Source organism: Salinibaculum rarum, from assembly GCF_030505615.1.
Taxonomy (GTDB): domain Archaea; phylum Halobacteriota; class Halobacteria; order Halobacteriales; family Haloarculaceae; genus Salinibaculum; species Salinibaculum rarum.
Window position 1 is genome coordinate 921343 of sequence record NZ_CP129992.1, and the last position, 17049, is coordinate 938391.

Sequence of the window (17049 nt, forward strand, 5' to 3'; positions counted from 1 at the left end):
CCGCATTGCGAATTTAGCTGGACAAATAGAAAATTTATGCGGAAATAAACTACGTACAGGCAGAATAATAGAATATTTATACCTGTACTAAACAATAACTGGTGTAGAAGATGACGGAAGCAAACATTTCCAGTGAAGCTGAGAACGTCCTCGAGGAAATCGAGGAGCGAGACGTCGATTTCCTCAGGCTCCAGTTTACGGACATTCTGGGGACGGTCAAGAACGTCTCTATCCCGGCCGAACAGGCCGAAAAGGCATTTACCGAGGGAATCTACTTCGACGGGTCCTCGATTGACGGGTTCGTCCGCATCCAGGAGTCAGACATGCGTCTCGAACCGGACCCCTCGACGTTCTCGGTACTCCCGTGGCGCAACAGCGAGAAGGTCACGAGCGCTCGGCTCATCTGTAACGTCCACGACACCTCCAGTGGCAAGCCGTTCGTCGGCGACCCGCGTGGCGTACTCAAGAGCGCACTGGCCCGGGCCAACGACCTCGGCTACACGGTCAACGCCGGTCCCGAACCCGAGTTTTTCCTCTTCGAGGAAGACGAAAACGGCAACGCGACGACCGAGTTTGCGGACAAGGGCGGCTACTTCGACCTCGCGCCGAAGGACCTCGCACAGGACGTCCGTGGGGACATCATCTACGGGCTCGAAGAGATGGGCTTCGAGGTCGAGGCCAGCCACCACGAGGTCGCCGAGAGCCAGCACGAAATCGACTTCAAGTACGACGACATCCTGACCACGGCCGACAACGTCGCTACCTTCCGCTCGGTCGTCCGGGCGATTGCGGCCCAGCACGACCTGTACGCGACCTTCATGCCCAAGCCGATTCCGCGCATCAACGGCTCGGGGATGCACACGCACCTCTCGCTGTTTACCGAGGACGGCGAGAACGCGTTCCACGACGACGACGACGAGTTCAACCTCTCGACGACTGCCAAGAAGTTCCTCGCGGGCATCCTCGAACACGCGCCGGCGATTACGGCAGTCGCCAACCCGACGGTCAACTCCTACAAGCGACTGATTCCCGGCTACGAAGCGCCGGTCTACGTCGCGTGGTCGGACGTCAACCGCTCGGCGCTCGTCCGCAAGCCCGCCGCGCGAACGCCCGCCGCGAGCCGCATCGAACTGCGCTCGCCGGACCCGTCGTGTAACCCGTATCTCGCCTTCGCGGCGATGATTCACGCCGGTCTGGACGGCATCGAAAACGACCTCGAGTGTCCCGACCCGGTTCGGGAGAACATCTACGAGTTCGACGAGGCCAAACGCGAGGAGTACGGCATCGACACGCTGCCGACGAACCTCGGCGAAGCCATCGACGAACTCGAAAAAGACGAAGTCGTCATGGACGCACTCGGTCCCCACGTCAGCGAGAAGTTCGTCGAAGCAAAACGCCAGGAGTTCCAGGATTACCTGGTCGACGTCTCCGAATGGGAACTCGACCGCTACCTCGAAAAGTACTGAGACGGTGAGTCTCCGTCGGGCGACTCCACCCGGCACTGCTGTCGTACGTCTGTCCGGTTCATCCAGAGCTGTTGCCGAACAAATTCAAAAACGAAATTAATAGCGCATCTTAGCGTAGAAACAAACAATTATACTCGACGAGTCAAAACAGATACGCGCCGCGGCGCGGATGCGGCGACCACCGCGTTCGAGTCGTGGCAGCGTGACCGTCACCCCTCAGCTTCCGTAGGTGACTCGGCCGTCCCGCGGTGTATTCCCTGAAGGGGACCGACGGGACGGCCGTTCGCTTTTCGACTGTCCCAGAGCGTCCCGGTCGTCGCTGTCGTCAGTTCTCCGGTCGAGTCTGGCTAGTCGGCACTCGCCGCACAGTTGTTCGGGCCGAGTTCCAGTTCGAACGTCTCCTCGTCGTCGGCCGTCTCCCGGCCGAGGTTGAGCGCGACGATTCGTTCGGCGTTGGCTGGTTCCGGCGGCAACGCACCCGTCATCTGTTCGACGAACTCCGCTTGCGTCTGCTCGAAGGCCGGGACTCGGTTTCGAACCGTGCCGAGCGGTGCGGTGTAACTGCCGTCCGCGGCGGGGGTCGACTGGTCGTCGACGTGGCCGGGCGCGAGTATCGTCTCGTCGGCAAAGCGTGCCAGCCGCTCGGTCAGCGTCCAATACAGTTCCTCGGCCATCGCCGCCACGTCGCCACCCTCCTGCAGGTCCGGGCGGGCGACGCCGTCCAGAAACAGGGAGTCGCCGCTGAGCAACACATCGCCGACCGCGAGCCCAGCCATCCCCGTCGTATGGCCGGGCAGCCCGACAATGTCGACGCTCGCGTCGCCGACCGAGAGCGTCTCGCCGTCGGTGACCGTTTCGGCGTCGTAAGTGATACCGCGTGCCTGTGCACCCTCGGTGACGAGCGCGCGAGCGCCGGTCTCGGCGGCCAGTTCGCGGCGGCCGCTGACGTGGTCGGCGTGGATGTGCGTGTCGACAACGGCGACGATGTCGACGTTGCGCTCGGCGGCGTCGGTGACGTACCGGTCGGTAAACGCCGCGAGCGGGTCGACGACGAGCGCCTCGCCGCCGTCCTCTATCATGTAGGCCAGACAGCCACTGGAGGGGCGCTGGTACTGGATGACTGTCGGGCCATCCGTCGCGATGGCGTGGGCGTCGTAGACGCGCGCCCACTCGTCCATCCCGCCGGCGAGGTTCCGCGCGTCGATCCCGGCCTCCGAGAGCAATCCGGCGACGAAAGCGCTGGCTTCACCGTGGCCACAGACGACGGTGGCCGGCCTCTCGCCGTCGATATCGCTGGCGAGGTCAGCGACGGTGTCCCGGACTTTCGCCTGCATGAACTTCGCGTAGGGGATGTCCGTCCGGGTGACGGAGGGGCCGTCGACGTGCCACTGTTCGATTTCGTCGCGGTCGCGTACGTCGAGCAGTCGGACCGACTCTCCGCGGTCGAGCTGGCGCTTCAGGCTGGTCGGTGAGACTGACGGGACGTCTGCCGGTGGGTCGGGGTACTCCCCGTCTTCGGTCATGGGGTGGCCTAGGCGGGCAACGGGCATAAATCGCCAGTCCGGCGGGCGGCAGGTGAGTGAGCAACCGCACTACTAAGATGCTCGCCGCCGAAGCCGCATGCATGGACGGCGCGGCGCTACTCGACGGTGTACACGCGGAGATGGAGACAGAACTCGACAGGCTCGGCTCGGAGAAGTCCCTGCTCGCCGCGACGGAGGCGCGTCTCGAACCAGACCCCGTGCTGGTCACCGCCGCGGCGACGCTCCAGACTGCCCGTGACCGGCTGACCGACTGGGCCGCCGAGGCGACCGACGAGACGGCTGCTGAGACACTGCAGACGACTGCCGACACGCTCGAGGCGGCCGCCGGCACTGTCCTGGCTGAACTGGAGGGCGACGGCGACGAGATTGCCGCGCTCGAAGCCCCCTTCCTCTCGCTCGAGGCGACGGGCGACATAGAGCGAGTCGCCGCCGGCACTATCGGTCTCCCACTGGTCCTCGACCGACTGTTCTTGCAGGTGGTGAGTTTCTTCGTCAACGAGGCGGAGAACGCCCGTGCGGACCTGTTTCGCGACCTGCGAAGCGACACCGACGAGATACTGGCGGCGGGGACAGATGCGCTTGATGCTCTCTGTGCTGACGACGACTGGAAGCGAGCTGAGGCGAGCGCCGTCGCAGTCGTCGAGGCGGCCTACGACGACTACGCCGAGCGACTGGACGCGATGGGGTTCGACCCGAAGCCAATCTGCTGAGCGCGCCTGCCGACCCAGACCCCGATACAAGACAGGAGCGAGTGGCTCGAAGAAGGGAAAGACGGTGTGTGTTTTTGGGTCTCCGAGTCCAACTGTGTGTATGAACGTCGTCTCTCTGCTGCCCTCGGCGACAGAAATCGTCTACGCGCTGGGCGTCGAGCCCGCCGGTGTCTCCCACGAGTGTGACTATCCGCCCGCTGCCAACGAGAAACCGGCGGTCAACCGCTCGCGTGTCGACCCCACTGCCACCAGCGCGGAAATAAACGAGCAGGTCGCCCGCGCAGAGCAGGACGGCGGCGTCTACGAAATCGACCGCGAGATGCTGGCGAGACTGGACCCCGACCTCGTCATCTCGCAGGGCATCTGTGACGTCTGTGCCGTCGACGAAATCCGCGTCCGGAAAGCCGTCGACGACCTCCGACTCGGCGCGGCCGTGCTGACGACGGACCCACACAGCCTCGCGGATATCATCGCCGACGTCGAGCGCATCGGTGACGCACTCGGACAGAGCGAACGCGCCGTCGAGGTGGTCGCCGACTTAGAGCGGCGCATCGACGCCGTCGAACGGGGGGCAGGCGCGACCGAGGGACGGCCCCGGACGGCCGTGCTGGACTGGCTCGACCCCGTGATGGTCGCCGGCCACTGGGTACCGGGGATGGTCGACCTCGCGGGCGGGCGCTACGGGCTGGCAGAGCGGGGCGCACGCTCGCGACCGCGCGAGTGGGAGACGATTCGCTCCTACGACCCCGAAGTCCTCGTTCTCTCGCCGTGTGGCTTCGACATCGACCAGACGGCGGCGAATCTCGACGACGTGACCGGGCGGGACGGGTGGGACGACCTGACTGCCGTCCAGCGCGGGGAGGTGTACGTCGTCGACGGCCACCACTACGTCAACCGGCCGGGGCCGCGGCTGGTCGACACGCTCGAATTTCTCGCCTGGATTCTCCACCCCGAGCGGTTCGACGCGCCGCCGTCGAACGCGGTACGACCGCTGTCGGCACTGGAGACCGCGTAGTCCCGGACGGCGTTATTCTAGACGCTCGCCCTCTATTCTGGCACCGCACAACTGTCTGCGTAGGACACCTCGGCCACCGAGCCGATGGGGTCGTCGCCACAGACCGGGCAGTCGGGGTTGGCCCGAATCGGGACCTCCTCGGTGGTCATGTCGGCGGCGTCGTAGACCAGGAGGCGACCGTCGAGTGTGTCGCCTTCGCCGATGATGAGTTTGGCCACCTCCGTCGCCTGGAACGCACCGACGGCACCCGGCAGGACGCCGAGAACGCCCGCCGTCGCACAGTCGGGGACCGCACCCTCGGGCGGTGCCTCGGGGAACAGACACCGGTAGCAGGGCTGGCCGCCGACGATAGTAGTCGCCTGCCCCTCGAAGCGGTAGATGGCCCCGTGTGAGAGTGGCGTCTCCGAGAGGACGCAGGCGTCGTTGAGCAGGAACCGGGTCGGGAAGTTATCGGAGGCGTCGACGACGACGTCGTAGTCGGCGACAAGGTCGGTGACGTTTTCGGAGTCGACCCGGAGCTCGTGGCGGTCGACGGTCACGTCGGGGTTCAGGTCTGCGACGTACTCGGCGGCGCTGTCGACTTTCGGCCGCCCGACGTCGCTGTCGGCGTGAATCACCTGTCGCTGGAGGTTGCTCCGCTCGACGTGGTCGGCGTCGGCGATGCCCAGGCGGCCGACGCCAGCGGCGGCGAGATACTGGATGACCGGCGACCCCAGGCCGCCCGCGCCGACGACGAGGACGCTGGCATCGAGGAGTGCGGCCTGTCCCGCTGGGCCAACGTCGTCCATGATGACGTGCCGGGAGTAGCGGTCGAGTTGCTCGGCGTCGAGATTCGGGTCGCTCATTGTGGGCCGTTTGCGGGCGGTGATAAAAAGTCGCGTGATGGCTTCGTTCGACGGTTACCGTCGCTTCCGGGGCCATATCGTCTCTTCGGCTACGAACGACCCCGAACAGCCACCTCCGTTCAGATGTCGTACAGCGAGCCGTACTTCTCGTCGACGTATTCGAGGAAGTAATCGGCAGTGAACTGTTCGCCGGTGGCGCGCTGAATCAACTCCGGTGTGGTGTACTGGGAGCCGTGCTGGTGGACGTGCTCGCGGAGCCACTCCCGGAGCGGGTCGAACTCGCCGTTTCGAATCTGCACGTCGAGCGGTAGCTCCTCGCGGATTGTGGCGTCGAGCTGGGCCGCCAGGACCGACCCGAGGGTGTACGTCGGGAAGTAGCTGAAGGCACCGTGACACCAGTGGATGTCCTGTAGACACCCCTCGGTGTCGGTGTCGGGGCGCACACCGAGATACTCCTCGTACTTGTCGTTCCACACTTGGGGCACATCGCTTACGTCTAACTCGCCTCGAATCAGGTCCCGCTCGATTTCGAACCGGACCAGGATGTGCATGTGGTAGGTGAGTTCGTCCGCCTCTACCCGGATGAGATTGTCGTCGTACACCTCGTTTGCGGCCTCGTACAACGCTTGTGGCGTAGTGTCGGCCCCCAGTCGCTTCTCGACGGCGGGGGCAAACAGCTCCCAGAACGCTCGCGAGCGGCCGACGTGGTTCTCCCAGAGTCGGGACTGGGACTCGTGGACGGTCAGGTCCCGGTCCTCGCCCAGCGGCGTCCCGTACTCCTCGCGGGGGAGTCCCAGCACGTAGGTGGCGTGGCCGAACTCGTGAATCGTCGAGCCGAGCGCGTCCATCGGGTCGCCCGGCTGGAACCGGGTCGTGATGCGGGCGTCGAACTGCGTCCCGCTGGTAAAGGGATGCGAGGAGGTGTCGAGTCGGCCGTGGTCCCAGTCGTATCCCAGCAAATCCAGCGCGTCCCGGACCACTGCCTCCTGGTTGCGCTCCTCGTATGTCCCGTCGAAGGGGTCGGCGATGGTCACGTCGCTCTCGCCGATGGCGTCGATAAGCGGCGGGAGCGCTTCGCCCAGCCGTTCCAGCACCCGCTCGGCGGTGTCGATGCCCAGATACGGCTCGTACTCCTCGAAGAGCACCTCGTAGGGGTCCCGGTCGGGGTCGATAGCTTCGGCGTACTCCCGTTTCAGTTCGACCAGCTCTTCGAGTGCGTCCTCGAACTGCGAGAAATCGTCGTCCTGCTTTGCCTGTTCCCAGACTGGCAGAGCGTTCGAGGAGGCCTCGGAAATCTGCTGGACGAGTTCTTCGGGGACGCGCACGGCGCGCTCGTGCTGGCGGCGAATCTCCCGGACGACTGCCGTCTGCTCGTCGTCGAGGTCGCTGCCTTCGAGGGTATCGAGATACTCCGCGAGGTCGTCGTCGGTCAGCAGTTCGTGGCGCAGCGAGGAGAGGGCGGACTTCTGTTTGGCGCGGGCGGGCGTCGCGCCGTCGGGCATCATCACCTGCTGGTCCCAGTCGAGGATGCCGGCGGCGTCACCGACGTGGGTGAGTTTCTGCACGTGCGAGAGAAAAGCGTCGTAGGTGTCTCCACTCATCGTCCCGTCGTACGGCTCGCGAGAAATTAAACCGCGGGGTCGGTGGCGGACCCGAGCAACGTACAAAGGTAAAGTGTCCTTGTCGCGGACACACTACCATGGCCGACGAGGAAATCGACGACGTCGACAGAGCAATCTTGCACGCATTACAGGAGGATGCCCGGAATATGTCGTCCGGCGACATCGCAGAGCGAACCGGAACCTCGGACAGTACCGTCCGCAAGCGCATCCAGCGTCTCGAATCCGACGGCGTAATCAAAGGATACAGCGCCAGCGTCGACTATCAGAAGTCGGGCTATCCGCTCCGCATGTTGCTCTACTGCACCGCTTCGATACCCGAACGCGGTGAGCTCATCCCCGATATTCTGGCCATCGAGGGCGTCGTCTCGGTCCAGGAACTGGTCACCGGTGAACAGAACCTCCTCGTCACCGCTATCGGCGAGTCCGACAGCGACATCACGCCCGTCGCACAGGAACTCCTCGATATGGGGCTCACCGTGGCTGACGAAGTTCTCGTTCGGGCCCACGAGACAACTCCCTTCGGCAAGTTCGATTCCGGGAACCACACCGAAGACGAGAGCTAAACGCCGGCGCGTTTGACAGCCTGCTCGGTCGCGTCCGACATAGTGCCGACACGAGCGCGGCGGCTCCCGAAAGCCGAGGTTCTCGACGCACTCCCTTCGTAGTTGCACGTCTTCTGGCCTGATTCCTGTAGCCTGATAACAACTCCCACACCCAAAACCATAATGTTCTATAGTGACTAAATTACGAACAGTCTGTGAATATAGACAAGCTTAATAGGCATACTGTTCTCAAATACAAATAAAGACGACCAGAAACGGACTTCGAGTTCGTCTCGGTTGCCGGGATGGGTCGTACGATAGATTGAACGATGTCAAGACGCACCTCGAAACCGACGGTCGGAGCGCTCCCGGACACGACGGTCGAATCGCCGTCCGTGCCCGTGGCACTAACCTGGCTCGTGTGGTCGCTGTTTGCCGCGAGTGTCGCCGCCCTCCTCGCCCGAGTCCGGTTCGGTGGCGCGTGGGAGGTTCCGGGTGTGGTCGCCATCGACGGGCTGACCGTCCTGCTATGGGTGGTCGTCACCTTCTTCAGCGCCATCATCCACAGCTACTCGCGCCGCTACATGGCCGGGAGCGCCCACGAGACGAGCTTCTTCACAACGGTGTTCGGCTTCACGGTGGCCGTCATGGGCCTCGTTGCGGCCGACCACGTCGGGCTGTTCTGGCTGCTCTGGCTGGCGATGGGCCTGCTGATGGCGACTCTCATCGGCACCGTCGACGGCTGGCCTCAGGCACGGGCCGCCGCGAGCGTCGCTCGCCGGTCCTTTTTCGCAAGCAGCGCACTCCTCGGCGTGGCACTGACGGCGCTGTGGTGGGCGACCGGCGCGACGACAGTCTCCGGCATTGCCGCGTCAGCCGACAGCCTCGGCGGGCCGGTGTGGGTAGTCGCCGCGGTCGCACTCGTTCTCGCGGCGATGATTCAGTCCGCACTCGTCCCGTTCCACAGCTGGCTGCTCTCCTCGATGACCGCCCCGACGCCCGCCTCGGCGCTGATGCACGCTGGCTTCGTCAACGCGGGCGGTATCCTGCTGATTCGTTTCGCGCCGGTCGTGACCGTCGACACGACACTCATGCTCGGCATCGTGGCCGTCGGCGCAGCGAGTGCCCTGCTCGGAAAACTGCTCAAAGCCGTCCAGTCGGACGTCAAGAGCGAACTGGGCTGCTCGACGGTCGGACAGATGGGATTCATGATTATGCAGGCCGGTCTCGGCTTCTTCGGGGCCGCTATCACCCACCTCATCCTGCACGGCTTCTACAAGGCGTATCACTTCCTCAGCGCGGGCGGGCAGGTCGAGCATACCAGCCCGACCGAGCGCGACTCCCACGAGACCAGTCTCGCAGGCGCCGTCGTCGTCCTGGCGACCGGACTGGCCGGCGGCGCGGTGTTCGCGCTGCTGACCGGGAAGGGAACGACCCTCTCCAGCGGACTCCTGCTCGTCCTGTTCGTGGTATTCACCACGCTGCACGCGGCCCGCAGCGCTGTCGCGCACACCGCACTCTCGCCGACGGCCCGCTACGGCGCGGTCCCGTTGGTCTTCATCCCGGCCATCACCGTCTATGCGCTCGTCTACGTGGCTATCTCGGGTGTCCTGTCCGGGCTTCCGATTGTCGCCGCCCCGACCGAACTGACCGCGCTCCACGGCGTCGTCGCCGCCGTCTTCCTCGCTGTCTACGTCGCAATCGAGACCGGCGTCCACGAGCGCAGCCAGCGCCTCTACGTTGCGCTGTTGAACGCGAGCCAACCCGCTTCCAGCACTGTGCTGACCGCCACGGAGGAATACAATGAGTACTGAAGATACTATCGACGACAGCATCGACAAGGCAGCGACGACCGTCGGGTCGGTCTGGCCGATTCACTCGTTCGTGACGGCCAACCCGCTTTCGGGCTTCGAGGACATGCCGTTCAGTGAGGCCGTCACTCAAGCCGGGGACCTCCTGGGCGGCCGCGGCTATCCGAGCCCGGAGACGTTCCGGGCGGCTCTTGAGGACGGGCAGATTGACCCCGAGATACTCGATTCGGAACTGGCCGAGCGCGGCTACGAGGGCGACCCCGAAACCCTGCTGGAGCGCATGGACTCCAGCGTCGAGACGGAGACTCCGAGTACCGACGCTGAGCGGGTCGACCACGTGCTGACGAAGTGGCTGTCGGCGTTCCTCGACGAAGGCCAGGCCCAATGGCCGATGCCGAACCGCGAGGACGGATTCTACAGCGCCTTCCGGTCGGTGGCCGCGTACGACGACCAGATTCCCGACGAGGGGGTCGTCGCCGACCTGCCGGCGTCGCCAATCGAGACTATCGAGTCGGTGCTGGAGCCGTACCCCGAGAGCCAGCGGGTACCCATCTTCGAGGAGCAGTTCGCCGCGCTCCCTGGCTGGGCCGGCTTCATCAAACAACGCGTTGCCGGCGACGGTGCGTGGCAGTCCACGTACCCAATCACGCTCGATGGCTACCTCGCCGCTCGCCTCGCGCTACTGGACGCCTTCGGTGTCGGTATCGAGCCGTCGATTGGCCTCGACAGCACCGAGTCCGAGGCGGCCGACGACCTCGCCGAAGCGTTCCTGAGTGCGTGGGAGGCGAGCTATCGCAGTGACCTCGTCGAGCGCGTCGCCGCCGAGAGCGAGACCCTCGCCGACAGCGACTCCTCCGGTCGCCCGGACGCCCAGATGGTCTTCTGTATCGACACGCGCTCGGAGATACTCCGCCGTCACATCGAGGCCACGGGCGACTACGAGACCCACGGCTACGCTGGCTTCTTCGGTATCCCGATGGAGTACCACGGCTACGACGCCGACGTGTCGGTCGACGCCTGCCCGCCGATTCTCGACTCCCAGCACCACATTGCGGAGCTACCCACAGACGAGGACGCACAGGCGAGCCACGACCGCTGGTCGCGTCTCCGCGACGCCGCGGGCGAGATTGTCGAGACGCTGAAGACCAACCCAGCGACCGCCTTCGGCTTCGTCGAGAACGCCGGCAGCGGATACGGACTGGCGCTCGCGGCTCGCACGCTTGTCCCCGGTCGTGTCTCCGACCTGCTGGACAGCGCCGACGACGTGACGCCCGACGACCACGAGTTCTGTGACCCGGTCGTCCACCACCAGCACACCTACGCTGGCGACCTCCCGGTTGGCCTGACCCACGAGGAGAAAGTCGAGTACGCCGCGACCGCCTTCGAGTTGATGGGTTGGGAGACGTTCGGGCGCCTCGTGGTCTTCACCGGCCACGCCAGCGAGACGGCGAACAATCCCTACGACGCGAGTCTGGACTGTGGGGCCTGTGCTGGCAACCCCGGTGGCCCGAGCGCCCGCGTCCTCGCGGCAATCTGTAACGACGACGCGGTCAGGACGGCCCTGCGCGAGCGCGACTTCGACGTGCCCGAGGACACCGTCTTCCTCGCCGGCCAGCACAACACCACGACCGACGAAATCGACCTGTACGACGGCCACGTCCCGGAGAGCCACGCAGCGGACCTCGAACGCCTGCGCGCGGACCTCGATACGGCCCGCGAGAGCGCGACCGCCGAGCGCTCGGCGTCGATGGGTGTTGACGGGTCGGCGGCCGTCAGGGAGACGGAACGCCGCGCCGCCGACTGGGCCGAGACGCGTCCGGAGTGGGGGCTGGCTGGCAACGCCGGATTCGTCGTCGGGCCCCGCGAGTTGACGAGTGACCTCGACCTCGACGGGCGCGCCTTTCTCCACTCCTACGACTGGTCGACCGACCCCGACGGTGACGCGCTCGAAGCGATTCTCACCGGCCCGATGGTCGTCACCCAGTGGATAAACACCCAGTACTACTTCTCGACGGTCGACAACGCCGTCTACGGCAGTGGCTCGAAGGTGACCCACAACCCCGTCGGCAACGTCGGCGTCTACCAGGGCAACGGCGGCGACCTGATGACCGGGCTCCCGCTCCAGTCGCTGATGGCCGCCGCCGATACACCGCACCACCAACCGCTGCGCCTCTCGACGGTCCTCCACGCGCCGGTCGAGCGCGTCACCGCCGTCCTGGCCGACAACGACGAACTGACCGAACTCCTGGACAACGACTGGCTTTCGCTAACCGTCGTCGACCCGACGCAGGACCACCAGGCGTTCCACTACGAGCGCAATCTGGAATGGACGCCAGCAACCGAACCGGCCACGGTCGACCCGGAGGCACCGACCGCCCCGGCACCCGCTGACGACTGACCCACGTCGAAGACAACCCGACCACCACTGCGTTGCTCCGGTATCCCGCCTAACTCACCGTTTCATATCGCAGTGAGAGCTTTATCCCAACTCGCTCGACAGACTCACCAGAAGCTCTCGAAAACACCCTCTACGGCAGCAAAACGCGCCAAACGCGCCAAACGCGCCGTTTAGAACCGCTCGGCGACGGCATGGTATATTCTCTCACACCGCTCGACGACCTCCCAGGAGACGCTCTCCTCGGCGGTGTGGGCCTGGCCGGGTTCGGCCGCCCCACAGACGACACAGGTCGTACCCGCCTGCGCGAGCCAGCCTGCGTCGGTGGCGTGCGGTTTGACCACCTGTTCTGGGGTCCCTTCCTGTGCGCTGGCGGCGGCACTGACGACCAGCTCCGCGAAATCGCCGTCGTCACAGGCCATCGGCGGGAGGTCTTGGTCGACGGACCAGGAGACGCCCGGCAGTTCCTCGACTCGCTCCAGTGGCGCGCGCTCGCCAGGCACCGTCCGCTCGTCGACGGTTACCGAACAGGCCTCGGGGATGACGTTCCATGCCGACCCGCCCTCGATTTCCGTGACGGCGACGCTCCCAGCCAGGTCGTGACCGAGCACGTCGGTCGTCGGAAAATCGAGGTTCCGAACGACGTGGATGGCGTCGCTGGCCCGATAGATGGCGTTCTCCCCGCTCTCGACTTCACTGGCGTGGGCCGCTGTGCCGGCGGCGGTAATCGTCGACCCGCGACGACCTTTGTGGGCGACGGCCACGTCGGTCGTCTCGGGGGCGGAGTAGCCGGTCGACCCCTCGCCGACGATGGCGTAGTCGGGCGCGAATCCGTCCTCGAGTGCTGCCTGCGCGCCGACGCCGCCCTGCTCTTCGCCCACGAAGGAGACGAAGACGAGTTCACAATCGAGGTCCGTCGCGTCGCGGAAGGCGACCATCGCCGCGGCGACGGCGCCTTTCATGTCTGCGCTGCCGCGGCCATAGAGGCGGCCATCCTGTTCGTCGATGACGTACTCGCCGTCTACAATCTGGGAATCGTCCGGCGGCACCACGTCGTGATGGCTGACGAGTGCCAGCGACGTGTCCGTACCGGTGTTTCGTCGGGCGATGACGTTGCCGTGGTCGTCCCGGGTGACGCTGGCGTCGGTCCGCTCACGGAGCCAGGTCTCGATATAGTCGCCCGCGGCCGTCTCGTCGTCGTGGCTGGGAATCGCAACGAGGTCGCGAGTCAACTCACGGCTGTCCATACGGCGACAACGGCTGCCAGATGTTTACTGTTGACTTTCTGTTCGGAGTAGCGAAAAGAGCGTTCGGAGATTAGCGTCCGAAGCGTCGGATGCCAAGGAGGGCCGCGAGGACCGAGACGGCACCGACAGCGATGCCAAAGCCGGGACCGCTCTCACCGCCAGTCGTCGTCTCCTCTCCGGGGGCGACAGTCACCTCGAAGTTCTCGAACGTGGACCCTGCAGCCCACGTCGCGTCGGTCTGTGTCTGCCCGTCCGGCGATGGTGTTGCCGACGTAATCTGGTAGCCATTGGGGGCGACCACGCTGAACGGTCGGTCGACCGCGAAGTCGTCGGTGAACGGCTCACTGAGGACGAGGCGGTCACCGTCTTCGGCGGCGAGTCCCGCCCAGGTCACAGCCAGCGTGACGACGCCGGTGTCGTTCCGTGTGGCGAACGCGATAGACGGGTCACGGACCGCCATCTCGCGGCCGGTATCGCTCTCGGCACGCGCTGCGATGGCGTCCATCCGCGTGCCAAACTGGGCCGCCCGCTGCTGTCGTGCCGTCGTGTTCTCCCGGAGCGCCTCGAACGCCTGGCGTTCGCTGTCGGTCGTCAGGTCGAACGTGACCGTCAGCGACACCGTGGCCGAGCCGTCTTCCGCGAGGTCGACGACGAAGGCAGACTCCGTCTGTGTGTGTCCCGACGCCGCCGCCGGCGACGCCACGGCGGCGACCCCGACCGTCGAGAGGACGACAGCGAGCGCGACGAGGGCCGCAACGCGAGGTGTGCGGTCACCGGCCATTACTCACCGTCCTCTTCTTCGTCCTCTTCATCTTCGTCGTCGCTCTCTTCGTCATCTTCGTCCTCGGTTTCTTCGTCGTCTTCCTCATCTTCTCCGTCGTCGGTGTCGGTCTCCTCGCTGTCGTCGTCTGCGTCCTCTTCTTCGCTTTCGTCGTCATCACCCTCTGCATCCTCGTCGTCCGCTTCGACCTCGTCTTCGTCTCGCTGGTCGATGCCGACCTCGTCCAGTGCGAGGGTTCCGTCGTCGCCGATTTCGAAGCTCAGTTCGGCTTCGAGTTGCCCTTTCAACAGCGTGACTTCGAGTTCCTCGGTGGCGTTGGTCTGGAAGGTGAGCGTTCCGTCGCCGTCCGTGGTGCCGACCTGGTTCCCGTCAGTGAGGACGGAGACGTTGGCGAGTCCGGCGCCGTCGTAGGTGGCACGCACCGAGACGGTGCCGTTGTCGACGCTGCCGGAGACGTCGAGGCGCTCGCTAATCTCGCGGTCGGTCCGGTCGTCGCTGCTTTCCTGTCGCAGCGTGAATTCGAGTTCGGCTTCGCGGTCGCCCGACTCGACCTTGAGTTCGGCCTCGTCGTCGTCGGGCAGCGTGACCGCAATCGTCCCGTTCTCGTCGGTCGTGCCGACGTGCTGGTCGTCGAGTTCGACGCTCGCGCCAGCGACCGGTTCGCCACCGGCGAACACGGACACCGTGACGGTTCCGCCGGCCGTCGCGGTCCCGTTGACCAGCGAGAGTGACAGCGGCGGCCCTTCAGACTCGTCGTCCTCGTCTTCATCATCGCTGTCGTCCTCGTCGTCTTCACCGTCGTTGTCATCTGCCTCGCTGTCGTCGTCATCGTCGTCACGCCGTTCGATCTCTTCTTCGAGGGCGAAGACCTCGCCGGTCTCGCCGTCGACACTCACCTCGGCCTCACCGGTGTGGTTCGGGCCATAGAAGGCAAATTCGAACTCGTAGGCGCCGTCGTCGCGGTCGAGGGCACTGAGCGTCCAGTCGCCGTCACGGTCGGTCGAGAGCACACCGCGAGCGGTATCGAGGGCGGTGCTCTGGTCGACGACGAAACTGCCGTTGCCCTGCTGTGGGCGCTCGAAGCCACGAGTCCACTCGCCGTCCTCGCTCTCGATTTCGATTTCGAGCCCGTTGCTGGTCTCGAGTTCGATTTCACCCTGTGACTGGCCGGTGAATCGGTCGAGGAGGCCAGCAGCGCCGGTCCCGCTGACGACACTCAGATTCCCGACTGCGTTGTCAAGCGCCGTCTGGTTGAGGCCCGCGGCACGTAGTTCGAGCGCGGAGACGTTCGCGGCGCGGTCCTGGAGCCGTTCGTAGCTGCCAAGCATGTTCGACGCCCGCGCGTTCAGCGTCGCGAGTTGCTGGGCGTACTGCGAGCGCGTGATGTCACCCTCGTCGTACGCTTCGGTAGCGTCTTCGTAGTCCTCACGGATGTCCTCGGCCCGGTCGCGCAGTTCCTCGGCGCGGTCGGCGACCGCTTCGGCCTGTTCCTCCTCATTGTCGGTCTCGACGGAGAGCTCGAAGGCCGTGTTCTCGAACTCGGTCTGGACCTCGTCGCTCGAGGTGCTGATGACCGTCGAGAGTTGCTGGCCGACCGTGACGTTCACGCGTGAGTCGTTCCCTGTCTCTGTCTGCGAGTCGTTTACCGACTCGTTTTCCATCTGGGGTGCCGTCACTGGCTCGTCTGTGACCCCGTCGACGGATTGTACGCCGGGACTCGGCGACAGTGCCACTGCCGGGGCGGTCATCCCGACCACGGCAACCACTGCGAGCACGAGTGCGGCGATAGCGGTTCGGTTCATCGTGGACGATGCCACGACCCAGACGGGTATAAACGGGGTCGATGCTGGCAGGCCGTTGCAGTCAGTTGCATTCGCTTGCGGGCAATTGGGCGTGAGTTGCAGCCGTTTGCAGTCGGTTGCAGACTTGCTGGCTGCCGGCGAGCGCATTACTTAATACGACTCCGTCTGGATACGGAGACTGTGTCATCGAGCGCTCGCTACCCGACGCCTGTGCTAGTCGGTGTGCTCGCGCTCGTTTTGCTCGGCGCGGTCCAGCCAGCAGCGATCGGCATCGCCAGCGCCCAGCAGTCACAGCCCGAGACGGACAACACCGTCACCAGAATCGAGGTTCACGCGAACGGGTCGGCCACCTGGACACTCCAGTTTCGGACGCGACTGGACACCGCCGACCGCGTCGCGGAGTACGAGGCCTTCCAGGAACAGTTCCGAAACGACACCGGCCGGTATCTCGACCCGTTCCGCGACCGGATGCGCGGGGTCGTCGCTAACGCCGAAAACGCCACTGGCCGCGAGATGACCGCCAACGGCTTTCGTGCCTCGACACGCATCCAGGAGGTGCCACAGCGGTGGGGTGTCGTCACCTACGAGTTCACCTGGACGAACTTCGCTGCACAGCAGGACGGGACACTCGCCGTCGGTGACGTCTTCCAGGGCGGATTCTTCATCGCTGCAGACGACCGCCTCCAGGTCGAGACACCGCCCGGGTACGAGACCAGCCGCGTCGAACCCGACCCTGATAGCCGGGACGGCGGGCTGTTGACCTGGAGCGGCCGCGAGGACTTCGCCGACGGCCAGCCGACGGTCGAATTCGAACCGACCGACAGCGCGACGACGTCGGAGTCCGGGTCGCCAACCGCTCCAACACGGTCGCCCGGTCCGGGTGGTCTTACCGTCGTTGCCGGTCTGGCAGTACTGGCCCTCGCCGCCTTCCTCGGCGTTGTGCTGTATCGACGACGGGAGGCTGCCGACGTGGACGACCAGCCAGCGGCGACAGCGACTGACACCGCACCCGCCCAGCACGATACGGACAGTGGTTCCACAGGGGAGTCCCGGGGTGAAGAAACGCCGGTCCTGACCGACGAGGAGCGTGTCGTCGCGCTCTTGGAGGAACACGGCGGGCGCATGCGACAGGCGGCACTCACCGACGAGTTCGACTGGTCGGCCTCGAAGACGTCGCGGCTTGTCGGCCAACTGGCAGAGGAGGGGACCGTCGAGAAACTCCGTCTCGGCCGGGAGAACGTCGTTGCGCTCCCGGAGGACTCGGAGTGA

The 17049-nt window shown here is 65.3% G+C and carries 13 protein-coding genes; 7 read left to right on the forward strand and 6 right to left on the reverse strand.

Going from position 1 to position 17049, the window contains the following annotated elements:
• The first annotated feature begins 110 nt into the window (after nt 1-110).
• Nucleotides 111-1466 carry a type I glutamate--ammonia ligase gene (gene glnA, locus QYL91_RS05005; RefSeq protein WP_302082281.1) on the forward strand — a complete coding sequence of 452 codons (1356 nt, stop codon included), beginning with the start codon at nt 111-113 and terminating at the stop codon, nt 1464-1466.
• 347 nt (nt 1467-1813) lie between these two features.
• On the opposite strand, the gene QYL91_RS05010 is transcribed toward glnA, so the two are convergent.
• Complete coding sequence (locus QYL91_RS05010; protein ID WP_302082282.1) at nt 1814-2989, reverse strand: MBL fold metallo-hydrolase; 1176 nt, start codon at nt 2987-2989, stop codon at nt 1814-1816.
• A 56-nt stretch (nt 2990-3045) separates the two neighbouring features.
• Between QYL91_RS05010 and QYL91_RS05015 the strand changes: the two genes are divergently transcribed.
• Together QYL91_RS05015 and QYL91_RS05020 are read left to right on the forward strand one after the other, a co-directional pair.
• Nucleotides 3046-3720 (forward strand): hypothetical protein, encoded by a 675-nt coding sequence (locus QYL91_RS05015; RefSeq protein ID WP_302082283.1) that lies wholly within the window; start codon nt 3046-3048, stop codon nt 3718-3720.
• A 100-nt stretch (nt 3721-3820) separates the two neighbouring features.
• Nucleotides 3821-4735, forward strand: a complete 915-nt coding sequence (locus QYL91_RS05020) for a cobalamin-binding protein (RefSeq protein WP_302082284.1) — start codon at nt 3821-3823, stop codon at nt 4733-4735.
• 32 nt (nt 4736-4767) lie between these two features.
• Here the strand turns inward: QYL91_RS05020 and ubaA are convergent, their stop codons facing one another.
• Entirely contained in the window at nt 4768-5580 is an 813-nt protein-coding gene (gene ubaA / locus QYL91_RS05025; protein ID WP_302082285.1) for an SAMP-activating enzyme E1, read from the reverse strand.
• 119 nt (nt 5581-5699) lie between these two features.
• On the reverse strand, nt 5700-7181 hold the full coding sequence (locus tag QYL91_RS05030; protein WP_302082286.1) for a carboxypeptidase M32: 1482 nt from the start codon (nt 7179-7181) through the stop codon (nt 5700-5702).
• Nucleotides 7182-7279: 98 nt separating this feature from the next.
• Between QYL91_RS05030 and QYL91_RS05035 the strand changes: the two genes are divergently transcribed.
• The 3 genes from QYL91_RS05035 to QYL91_RS05045 all read left to right on the forward strand — a co-directional run bounded on the left by QYL91_RS05035 (nt 7280) and on the right by QYL91_RS05045 (nt 11953).
• Nucleotides 7280-7765 carry an Lrp/AsnC family transcriptional regulator gene (locus tag QYL91_RS05035; protein WP_302082287.1) on the forward strand — a complete coding sequence of 162 codons (486 nt, stop codon included), beginning with the start codon at nt 7280-7282 and terminating at the stop codon, nt 7763-7765.
• 308 nt (nt 7766-8073) lie between these two features.
• The gene (locus QYL91_RS05040; RefSeq protein ID WP_302082288.1) at nt 8074-9558 is read left to right on the forward strand and encodes a proton-conducting transporter transmembrane domain-containing protein; all 1485 of its coding nucleotides are present in this window, start codon (nt 8074-8076) and stop codon (nt 9556-9558) included.
• The gene (locus QYL91_RS05045) at nt 9548-11953 is read left to right on the forward strand and encodes a DUF2309 domain-containing protein (RefSeq protein ID WP_302082289.1); all 2406 of its coding nucleotides are present in this window, start codon (nt 9548-9550) and stop codon (nt 11951-11953) included. The genes QYL91_RS05040 and QYL91_RS05045 overlap by 11 nt, the downstream gene beginning before the upstream one ends.
• 170 nt (nt 11954-12123) lie before the next feature.
• On the opposite strand, the gene QYL91_RS05050 is transcribed toward QYL91_RS05045, so the two are convergent.
• From QYL91_RS05050 to QYL91_RS05060, 3 genes are all read right to left on the reverse strand, one after another.
• On the reverse strand, nt 12124-13197 hold the full coding sequence (locus QYL91_RS05050; protein ID WP_302082290.1) for a M20 family metallopeptidase: 1074 nt from the start codon (nt 13195-13197) through the stop codon (nt 12124-12126).
• Between the two features lie 70 nt (nt 13198-13267).
• On the reverse strand, nt 13268-13978 hold the full coding sequence (locus QYL91_RS05055) for a DUF7345 domain-containing protein (protein ID WP_302082291.1): 711 nt from the start codon (nt 13976-13978) through the stop codon (nt 13268-13270).
• Entirely contained in the window at nt 13978-15780 is a 1803-nt protein-coding gene (locus QYL91_RS05060) for a DUF7096 domain-containing protein (RefSeq protein WP_302082292.1), read from the reverse strand. Before QYL91_RS05060 ends, QYL91_RS05055 begins: the two co-directional genes overlap by 1 nt.
• Nucleotides 15781-15960: 180 nt before the next feature.
• Between QYL91_RS05060 and QYL91_RS05065 the strand changes: the two genes are divergently transcribed.
• Nucleotides 15961-17049, forward strand: a complete 1089-nt coding sequence (locus QYL91_RS05065; RefSeq protein ID WP_302082293.1) for a helix-turn-helix transcriptional regulator — start codon at nt 15961-15963, stop codon at nt 17047-17049.